Below are 8,910 nucleotides of genomic sequence, written 5' to 3'. Positions count from 1 at the left end.
CCCGCCCGACCCCCGTCCGGCGGACTGCCGGGCCGAGAGCCCGCGCGCCCCGGCGTACACCCCGCGCGATGATCGACGGATACGTACAACCATGTGCGGGGTTCGTATGTCTGTCCCAATGATCGGCCCAGCACGCGAGACCGCTCCCGTCCGCTGCCGGGCGAGAGGCGGGGTGGGAGGACGCGGACGTGACGACTGACGGCGAGGAGCCGGCGCCGAGACCGAGGCGCCGCTGGCTGCGCATGGTCGCGCTGGGCGCGACCATGCTGGTGCTGTCGGCCGCCGCGACGGGGTGGTGGTTCTACGAACGCCTCGACCGCAACATCCGCACCGACACCCGGACCGCCGACGAGCTGCGGAAGTACGAGGCCGAGCGGCCCGTGCCGGTGGTGCGCGACGCGCAGAACATCCTGGTGATCGGCTCCGACGACCGGGGCGGCAAGGAGAACGGCAAATACGGCCGGGACACCGGCACCCAGCGCTCGGACACCACGATCCTGCTGCACCTCCAGGCCGGGGGGAAGAGCGCCACCGCCGTCTCCATCCCGCGCGACCTGATGGTGGACATCCCGGGCTGCGACCGGCCGAACGGCGGCGGCCGACTGGCGGCCCGGTTCGCCCAGTTCAACTGGGCGTTCGAGTTCGGCGGCGCGGCCTGCACGATCCGTACCGTCGAAAAGCTCACCGGGATCCGGGTGGACCACCACGTCATCGTGGACTTCAGCGGCTTCAAGAAGCTGGTGAACGCGGTCGGCGGCGTGGAAGTGTGCCTGACCGAGCCGGTCGACGACGATGACGCACATCTGCAACTGCCCTCGGGCCGTCAGGTCCTGCACGGGGAGAAGGCACTCGGCTACGTCCGCGCCCGCTACTCCATCGGTAACGGCAGCGACACCGAGCGCATCGCCCGGCAGCAGGAGTTCCTCAGCTCCCTTGTGAAGAAAGTGCAGAGCAATGGTGTGCTGCTCAATCCGGCGAAGCTGTATCCGGTGCTCAGTGCGGCGACCTCCTCGCTGACCACGGATCCGGGTCTGGACACCCTCAAGGACCTGTACGCCCTGGTGCGCGGGGTGCGGGACATCCCACGGGAAAAGATCCGTTTCCTTACGATTCCGCGACAGCCGTATACGTACAACAAGAACCGTGATGAACTCGTCCAGCCCGATGCCGACCGGTTGTTCCGGCAACTCCGCCTGGATCGCCCGGTGTCGGTGACCCGAGCCGTCACGGCCACGGGCGGTGAGGATCCCAAGGGCGTGGAGCGCTCTCCGTACCAAGGCACCACGGCGGCTCGCGACGTCTGTGGCTAAAGGCCGGTAAAGACGAGGCCAGGACTCGTGAAGAATCTCGAAAGGATTGGGCAGATTGCCCAGTTGTAGGGAAGTGGAATTTGTCACCGGCGTCGCTTGACGCGGATCCGGGCGGATAGTGTGAGCGATCCGGTGCGCTCCGAGATGTGACCGCGCACTGTATATGAAGACGGACCGAGCGCCTTGAGGGGGAGGCGCCCGCGTGCACGACGAGACACAGCGACCGTGGACGCGCCAAGCCTGGGCGGGACGTGGAAACTCACCCCCGCGAATATGGGGTGTTCGACTCGAACACCGGCAACATAGACGTGAGCTGACTTGCGGGTAAGGACTTGCGTGCTAGCTCTAGTGCGGCCCCAGAACCACGGGCCGTCGCCGCGCCCCCGAGCCCGAGTCGCGGGGGCGCAGGCGGGCGGCGGGCAAGCGGGAGCCGGAGAAGGCGGCGACTCCCGCGAGCAGGCGTAAGCCGAAGCCGAAGAAGTCGAAGACGAAGAAGGCGCTGTACTGGGGCAGTGGCACCCTGGCCTTCCTGCTGGTGGGCGGCTCTGCCGCGGCGTACTTCGTCTACCAGCACCTCAACGGCAACATCAACAAGGTGGACATCGGCGAGAACAACGCCGCGGTCACCGACGGGCCGATGAACATCGTGCTCATCGGCACCGACCGGCGCGACGGCAAGGGCAACGAGGGCTACGGTGACGCGGGGAGCGTCGGCCATGCCGACACCACGCTTGTCATGCATGTCTCCGGTGACCGGACCAACGCGACCGTGCTGTCCATTCCGCGCGACATGATCACGGACATCCCGGACTGCACGTCCATCCAGGAGGACGGCAAGAAGAAGGTCATCCCGGGCGAGCGGGAGGCGCGCTTCAACACCAGCCTCGGGCAGGAGGGGCGCGACCCCGGCTGCACCATGAAGACGGCCGAGAAGATCACCGGGCTGGACATCACCCACTTCATGATGGCGGACTTCAACGCCGTCAAGTCGATGTCCACCGCGGTCGGCGGGGTCGACGTCTGTCTCGCCAAGGACATCAACGACCCCAAGTCCCACCTGAACCTGAAGGCGGGCAAGCACAACATCAAGGGCGAGCAGGCGCTGGCGTTCGTCCGGACCCGGCACAGCGTCGGCTTCGGCGGCGACCTGGACCGGATCAAGCTCCAGCAGCAGTTCCTCAGCTCCATGATGCGCAAGATGAAGGGGAACGGGACGCTCAGCAGCCCCAGCAAGATGTGGGGCCTGGCCAACACCGCCACCAAGGCGCTCACCGTGGACACCGGCATCGGCAGCGTCGACAAGCTGGTCTCGCTGGGGAAGGCGCTCGGCAAGGTCGACCTGAAGAACATGACCTTCACGACGATCCCGGTCTACGACAACAGCGACGGCGCGACGGTGCTGCTCGACAAGACCAAGGCCGAGCCGCTGTTCGAGATGGTCCGGCAGGATGTGTCGCTGACCGAGGTGAAGAAGAAGGAGAAGGCGGCCAAGGACAAGCAGGCGGCCCGGCTGAAGGGGCCGAAGGCCGACGCGGCGGAGGTCCGGGCCAAGGTGCTGAACGGCAGCGGGCAGACGGGGGCCGCCCAGGAGACCCTCGACTGGATGCAGAACATCGAGGGGATGCCGCTCACCAGCAATGGCGGAAACGCTCCGGCAGATCTGGAGAAGACCACTCTGGAGTACGCTCCCAACCAGGCGGACCAGGCTCGCCGGCTGGCCGACAGCATGGGCTTGCCCGCGTCCGCGATGAAGGAAGGTACGAAGGACGCCGCCCCGAAGGCGGAGATGACGCTGACGCTCGGCGCGGACTTCAAGGGCGCGGGCACTCCCATCTCCGCTCCGACCGAGGCACCGAAGAACATTCAGAAGGTCGAGGCCGACGACAAGAACGTCTGCGCCAAGTGACCACTCCCGGCCGTCGGAGCGCCCTCGCCCATCGGTCCGGACGAGCACGGAAGTACGGGGAGGGGCCCGATGCGGCAGAGCAGTGTGCGGGGGGAGGGCCGGCGACAAGCCGTGCCCGAACCCCGCAGCACCGGTGAGGATGACGGTCCGCCCGGAGCGGAAGGCCCCGCGTCAGGCGACGCGGGGCGCCGCGGTGGCGGCCGGCGCACGGCGGCCCGGCGTGGCGGCCGGGGGTTACGCGTGGTGCGGTGGAGCGCGCTGGTGCTCGCCGTACTGGTACTGGGCGCGGCAGCCGGTGGCTATATCTACTACAACCACCTGAACGGCAACCTGAAGAAGGAAGCCCTCGACCTGGGCGACAGCAAGCTGGGCAAGCCCGAGCCCAACGCGGCGGGCCAGACCCCGCTGAACATCCTGCTGATCGGCTCGGACAGCCGTAACACCGCGGAGAACGTGAGGCTCGGCGGCGCCAAGCAGGACGCCGACCGCAAGCCGCTGGCCGATGTGCAGATGCTGGTGCACGTGTCGGCCGACCGCAGCAACATGTCGGTGGTCAGCATCCCGCGCGACACCCGGGTGACCATCCCCCGGTGCACCGACCCGGACGACGGGCGCGTCTATCCGAAGACCCGGGCGGCGATCAACCAGTCGCTCCAGCACGGCGGTCCGGGCTGCACGGTGGCCACCTGGAAGGAACTCACCGGCATATACATCGATCACTTCATGATGATCGACTTCGGTGGGGTGGTCTCCATGGCGGACGCCGTCGGCGGCGTCCCGGTGTGCGTGAAGGCCAACGTCTACTCGCACGACAGCAAGGGCCATGGCTCGGGGCTGCGGCTGACCAAGGGCACCCACTCGGTGAAGGGCGTCCAGGCCCTCCAGTGGCTGCGGACGCGCTACGGCTTCGAGGACAACACCGACATCGGCCGGGCCAAGGCCCAGCACATGTACATGAGCTCGATGATCCGCCAGCTGAAGAAGGGCACCAAGCTCAGCGACCCGGGCAAGCTGATGGACCTGGCGGAGGCGGCCACCGACGCGCTGACCGTCGACCACGGCCTCGGCGACGTCAAGAAGCTCTACAACCTGGGCAACGACCTGAAGCGGGTGCCGACCGAGCGCACCACCATGGTCACCATGCCCTGGCAGTACAGCGCGGACGAGCAGTTCGTGGAGCCCAAGCCCGGCGACGCCGAGCAGACCTTCTCGCTGCTGCGCAACGACACGGCGCTGGACGGCAAGGACAAGAAGAAGCCCGACAAGACCCCGGCGCCCACCGCGCCCAAGGGCGAGGTCCCGGTCGTCGTGCAGAACGGCACCGCGTCCATGGTGTACGGGCCCGTCACGGGCCGGGCCCGCGTGATCACCAACGAGCTGGTCCGGCTCGGCTACGCCAAGGCCGCCCCGAACACGGTGCTCATCTCGCAGGCCGACACCACCGTGTCCTACCCGAGCGAGGCCGAGCAGGGCGACGCGCTCGCCGTGGCCAAGGCCCTGGGGCTACCCAAGAGCGCGGTGAAGTCGTCGAAGTCGGTGCAGGACGTGACCGTGGTGGTCGGCAACGACTGGCGCACGGGCACGGCCTACCCGCAGGCCGGGGCGACCGACGACGACAAGACGCCGGAGAGCGCCGACGCCCTCAACGGCGAGGACAAGAAGGCGTGCATGTCGGTCAACCCGGACTACACGTTCTGAGAGAGCCTTCTTGAAGGACGTACGGCAGAAGGGGCCGGACCACCTGGTCCGGCCCCTTCGTCGTGTACGTGGCGTACGCGGTGTACGCGGCGTACGTGCCTAGCCCTGTGCCATGACCGCCGGACGGCGGCTGGCGATGACCTTCTTGGCGAGCGCCCGGGGGCTGGTCAGAAAGCCCCAGCCCCACGACATGTGCATGGTCGCGAGCGCCAGCGGGATCCGCACCCGGGCCCCCACCGGGAGCCCCTTCCCGGCCGGGAACGAGCCCGCGACGATGGCCGCCAGATAGCCGCCCGGGATCACGAAGCCCCACGGGCTGACGGCCACGCCCACCACGGCGCCCACCGCGATGGCCACCACGGCGGTCGGCGGGGCGAGGAAGCGCGCGTTGATCGAGCCCTGGTGGAAGCGGGCGACGACATGCCGCCAGCGCCCGTAGTTCTTGTACTGCTTGGCCAGCTCCCGCACGTTCGGCCGGGGCCGGTACGAGACCTTCAGGTCCGGCGAGAACCAGACCAGCCCGCCCGCCTCACGGATCCGGAAGTTCAGCTCCCAGTCCTGGGCGCGGATGAATTCCTCGTTGTAGCCGCCCTGCTGCTCCAGCGCCTCGCGGCGGAAGACGCCCAGGTAGACGGTGTCGGCGGGGGCCGCCTCACCGCCGGTGTGGAAGGCCGCGTTGCCGACGCCGATCTTCGAGGTCATGGCGGCGGCCACGGCCCGCTCCCAGTCGTTCTCGCCCTCGGCGTGCATGATGCCGCCGACGTTCTGCGCGCCGGTCTCCTCCAGCAGCCGCACGGCGGTCGCGATGTAGTCCGGCGAGAGCATGCCATGCCCGTCGACCCGCACCACCACGGGGTGGCGGGACGCCTTGATCGCGGCGTTCAGCGCGGCCGGGGTGCGGCCCGTGGGGTTGGGCACGGTGTTCACCCGCGGGTCCTCGGCGGCCAGCTCGGCGGCGATCTCTTCGGTGCGGTCCGCGGACGGGCCGACCGCGATCACCACCTCCATCTCGCCGTCGTACTCCTGCTCCAGGATGTGCCGCACGGCATTGCGCAGATGGCGTTCCTCATTGAGCACCGGCATGATCACGGAGACGGCCGGGAGCTGACGCGGGGGCATGGCACCTCGGGGTTTCGGGGGCCGGGCCCCCGGGAGACTTCAGTAGCGGGCCCACGGTACCGCGAATGGCGGCACCGGAACGCGCCGCCCGGGTGGAGCGGGCGCTACCGGCGGCGTGGGGCGCCGGGTCGCTCATCGTATGGCCCTACCGTGACAGCGGTTCCGACCCGCCAGCGCCCCGCCCGGGCCCGTTCACGGAGGTCTCCTTCGGTGAGTGCACCGGCCCGATCGACGCGCCCGCCCCGCCCCCGGTCCCGCCCCGGCCGCCGCCGTCGCCGCTGGGGGCTGCGGATCGCCCTGTTCGTCGCGTGCCTGGTGCTGGCCGTCAGCGCGATCGGGCATCTGCTGGTCCGGGAGCTGGAATCCGGCATCCACCGGGTGGACGCCTTCGGCGGCCTGGACAACCGGCCGAGGAGCGCGGGCGGCGGCGTCAACTTCCTGGTGGTCGGCACCGACGGCCGGGACCGGATCACCCCGCAGGAGAAGGTGCTGTACCGGCTCGGCGGGGCGCCCTGCCACTGCACCGACACGATCATCCTGGTCCATCTGTCGGCGGACCGCCGCCGGGCCTCGGTGGTCAGCCTGCCGCGCGACTCGTACGCCATGATCCCCGCGTACACCGACCGCACCGGGAAGCCCCACAGCGCCCATCCGCAGCGGCTCAACGCGGCCTACGCCGAGGGCGGGCCCAGCCTGACCGTGCGCACCGTCGAGCACGCCACCGGGGTGCACATCGACCACTATCTGGAGGTCGACTTCACCAGCTTCATGAAGACCGTCGACGTGGTCGGCGGGGTGAAGGTGTGCACGGCGAGGCGGCTCAAGGACGACCACACCGGCCTCGACCTGCCGTCCGGCAGCCATGTGCTGAACGGCGGCCAGGCGCTCCAGTACGTCCGCTCCCGCCACACCGACGGCACCTCCGACCTCGGCCGGATCCAGCGCCAGCAGCGCTTCCTGGCCTCGGTGCTCCACCAGACGACGGCGGGCGGCATCCTGCTGAACCCGGTGCGGTTCAACGCCGTCGCCACCACCCTGCTGGGCTCGGTCCGCGCCGACAGCGGCTTCGGCGCGGAGGACCTGATGGCGCTCGGCCGGGCCATGAACGGCCTCACCCCGGCGTCCTCCGAGTTCGCCTCGGTCCCGGTGATCCTGCCGGGCAAGCCGCTCAAGGGCGTCGGCTCCACGCTGCACTGGGACCGGCCCAGGGCCGACCTGCTGTTCGACGCCATCCGCCAGGACCGGCCGCTGACCAGGCACCACGCGCGGCCCAAGGCCACCGTGGTCGACGTGGCCCCGCAGCAAGTCCGGGTCCACGTCCTGAACGGCACCGGGACGGCCGGGCTCGCCCGCCGCGCGGACCGGGCGCTGCACGCCACCGGCTTCGCCACCACCGGCTCCCCCGCCGACGCCGCCACCAAGGACCTGGCGCGCACGGTCATCACGTACGACCCGGTCTGGAACCGCTCGGTCCGCACCCTGGCCGCCGCGCTGCCCGGGGCGCAGCTGAAGCCGGTACCGGGGCAGGGCGGGGTGATGCAGGTCACGGTCGGCGCGGACTACAAGGACGTGCACCCGGTACGCACCGAGGACCCGCGCCGGGACCGCCCCGGCATCGCCGCCGTCACCGGCGACGAGGTCGCGTGCGCCTAGCGAAGCCCTGTTCAGCTGCGTGACGACTGAAGTACTCTCCGTGCCCTGAACCAAGGCAGGGTACGGGGGTTACGGGTGAAGGCAGGAGCCGGGGACAGGATCGCGGGCCGATACCTCCTCCAGGAGCCCATCGGCAGAGGCGGGATGGGCATCGTCTGGCGGGCCCACGACGAGCTGCTGGACCGACGGGTCGCGGCCAAGTGCGCCCGCCCGGACGACGAGCGCGCCGCGCAGCGGCTCAAGAAGGAGGCGCGCAACGCGGCACGGCTGCACCATCCGAACATCGTCTCGGTCTTCGACTTCATCGAGGACTTCGCCGAGGACTTCACTGAGGGCGGCGAGATGTGCTGGATCGTCATGGAGTGCGTCTCCGGCGGCAGCCTCGCTGACCTGGTGGAGGAGCGCGGTCCGCTCTCCCCGGAGGAGGCGGGCTCCATCGGCTGCCAGATCGCGGCCGCCCTCGCGAAGTCCCATGCCGAGGGCGTGGTGCACGGCGATGTCACCCCGGAGAACATCCTGGTCGCCGGGGACGGGGTCGCGAAGCTGACCGACTTCGGCATCTCCCGGGCGCTGTGGAGCGAGGTCACCCTGACCAGGACCGGCGGGGTGCAGGGCAAACCGCCGTATCTGCCGCCCGAGGTGGCCAGGGGCGCCTCGGCCGACCGTAAGTCCGACATCTTCTCCCTGGGCGCGTCGCTGTTCGCTGCGGTCGAGGGACAGTCCCCGTACGGCGAGGCCGCGCACCCCATGGCGTACGTGGCGCGGGCCATCGACGGGGCCATCGAGACCCCGCACCGGGCCGGGCCGCTCGGCGAACCGCTCGCCGCGCTGCTGGAGGTCGAGCCGAAGCAGCGCCCGGCCGCGCCCAAGGCGCTGCGGCTGCTGCGGCAGGCCACCCCCGGAGCCCCGGCCGCCCCCGCGGCGGAATCGCATGCGCTGCACCGCACGCTCCACACCCTGCGGCTGGTGCCGCCCTCGGGCTCCGGGATCTGGCGCCGCCCGAGCCGCGGCGTGGTGATCACCGCGACCGCGCTGGTCACCGCGGCGGCCCTGGCGACCGGGCTGGTCCTCTTCGGCCCGTGGGCGAGCGGCTCCTCCGACGAGTCCGGCGGGGCGCCGGGTGACCGGGGAAGCGGCGACGCGAAGCGCCCGGCCGTCGGGCAGGCCGGCACCATCGGCGACGACCCGGACGGCCGACCCCTGCGCGCTGCTCGACGCGGCGTC

At 70.3% G+C, this 8,910-nt stretch carries 5 protein-coding genes and 1 pseudogene; 5 read left to right on the top strand and 1 reads right to left on the bottom strand.

The genetic code is table 11. The features are described 5' to 3' along the window. The first annotated feature begins 188 nt into the window (after positions 1–188). The 3 genes and pseudogenes from SSOG_RS26805 to SSOG_RS26795 all read left to right on the top strand — a co-directional run bounded on the left by SSOG_RS26805 (position 189) and on the right by SSOG_RS26795 (position 4,914). Entirely contained in the window at positions 189–1,310 is a 1,122-nt protein-coding gene (locus tag SSOG_RS26805; protein ID WP_009717397.1) for an LCP family protein, read from the top strand. A 355-nt stretch (positions 1,311–1,665) separates the two neighbouring features. Next, positions 1,666–3,216: pseudogene (locus SSOG_RS26800) on the top strand (LCP family protein); the annotation flags it as partial. A 69-nt stretch (positions 3,217–3,285) separates the two neighbouring features. Beyond that, positions 3,286–4,914, top strand: a complete 1,629-nt coding sequence (locus tag SSOG_RS26795; protein WP_039938791.1) for an LCP family protein — start codon at positions 3,286–3,288, stop codon at positions 4,912–4,914. 99 nt (positions 4,915–5,013) lie between these two features. On the opposite strand, the gene SSOG_RS26790 is transcribed toward SSOG_RS26795, so the two are convergent. Further along, complete coding sequence (locus SSOG_RS26790) at positions 5,014–6,033, bottom strand: glycosyltransferase family 2 protein (protein WP_009717394.1); 1,020 nt, start codon at positions 6,031–6,033, stop codon at positions 5,014–5,016. Positions 6,034–6,243: 210 nt separating this feature from the next. Between SSOG_RS26790 and SSOG_RS26785 the strand changes: the two genes are divergently transcribed. Both SSOG_RS26785 and SSOG_RS26780 read left to right on the top strand, forming a co-directional pair. Next, positions 6,244–7,686, top strand: a complete 1,443-nt coding sequence (locus tag SSOG_RS26785) for an LCP family protein (protein ID WP_009717393.1) — start codon at positions 6,244–6,246, stop codon at positions 7,684–7,686. A 144-nt stretch (positions 7,687–7,830) separates the two neighbouring features. Next, positions 7,831–8,910, top strand: a 1,080-nt coding sequence (locus tag SSOG_RS26780) for a serine/threonine-protein kinase (RefSeq protein WP_245606388.1), incomplete at its 3' end; no start/stop codon positions are given.

The organism is Streptomyces himastatinicus ATCC 53653, from assembly GCF_000158915.1.
GTDB lineage: Bacteria > Actinomycetota > Actinomycetes > Streptomycetales > Streptomycetaceae > Streptomyces > Streptomyces himastatinicus.
This window is presented reverse-complemented; position numbering and strand designations above follow the sequence as displayed.